We start from the raw sequence: 1,390 nt of genomic DNA on the forward strand, positions 1-1,390 counted from the left end.
GGAGCTAGGGCGAAAGACCCGTTGTACTTGGACTAAAGAATATCGAGGGTTTTGCCCATGAGCTTGCGGAATTCCAGCATGGCGGTGTAGGTGGGCAGCACAAACACCGTGTCGCCCGAGCGGGCTTTTTCAAAGGATAGATCAAGGGCCTGGCGGATCGATTCTGCGGTGGGGATAGGACCAGGGGGAGCGTCGAGGGCGTACTTGAGCCGCACAGCCATATCCTTAGCGCGAATGCCGGTGCAGAGAATCCAGTCGATGTTGGCCTGGTTGAGCCGCTCTAGCTCGCTATCCCACAGCCAGGAGACGTCTTTGCCATCGGCGGTGTTGTCGTTAATGGCCAAAATCAGCTTGAGGTTGGAAATATTGCGCAGCAGCTCCAGGCTGAGGCTAAAGCTCGCCGGATTTTTGACCAGCAGCAGGCGATAGTTGACCTGTTTGCTGCCCTGCTGCTGCACCAAAATTTCGCCTCGACCGAAGGCGGGTTTGAAGGTTTTGAGCCCGGTGACAGCGGTATCGCCATCGACCCCGAGCAGGTTGGCGATCGCGATCGCCGTCAGGGCGTTGTAGACATGAAAAAACCCCGGCGAGACAGTCCTAGCCTGGGGAATCTGCACGGCACCACCATTCATCTGGCCCTGGATGGCAAAGTCGGTGGTCAGATCTTCATTGATGTGAATTTGGGTCGCTTCTAGGCCCTGGCCGTTGACATCGCGCGGGTTGAGCTTGCCCTCGTAGGGTAAAAACCGGGCGTACTCGGGGGCCAGCGATACGAAATACGTGGCGTTGCTCAACCCTTGGGTCAGCCGAGCGGTGCGAGGATCGTCGCCGTTGACGACGACGGCAGCGGTGGGGCACTGGGCAATGCCGTCGCGAATCAGCTTTTCGGTGCGATCGACCTCGCCGTAGGCGTCGAGCTGGTCGCGGTAGAGGTTGGTAACGGCAATAATGCTGGGCTGAAGCAATGTAGCGATTCGAGGTAGGGTAGCTTCTTCTACCTCCAGCACGGCGTGGGTAAAATCGAGGCGACCCAGGGCGTTGCTCTGCTTCAGCAGTTCCGACAAAATGCCCTGGCTGAGATTGGCCCCGGCCTTATTGCGCAACACCTTAACCCCTGGTACCTGGCTGATCATGGCGCTGAGCATCGTCTGGCTGGTGGTTTTGCCGTTGGTGCCGGTAATCGCTACCACAATGGGGATTTGGCTCACCAGCGCTTCTAGCACAAAGGGAAAGTAGCGCCCGACTAAGTAGCCCGGCAGGGCGGTGCCCGACCCCCGACCCGAGGCTCGCAGGGCCAGGGTAAGCAGTTTGGCAAAGGCAACAATAGGAAGCAGCAGCAGTTGGTTCATGGCCAGGGCGGCAGGGGATGAGGGAAAGGGTAGCAGAAGTG

The 1,390-nt window shown here is 58.7% G+C and carries 1 protein-coding gene; it reads right to left on the reverse strand.

Translation table 11 applies throughout. The annotated features are described in order from the left end of the window. Positions 1-32: 32 nt before the first annotated feature. On the reverse strand, positions 33-1,390 hold a 1,358-nt coding region (locus tag IQ273_RS33145; protein ID WP_194027313.1), incomplete at its 5' end, for a Mur ligase family protein.

Source organism: Nodosilinea sp. LEGE 07298 (genome assembly GCF_015207265.1).
GTDB lineage: Bacteria > Cyanobacteriota > Cyanobacteriia > Phormidesmidales > Phormidesmidaceae > Nodosilinea.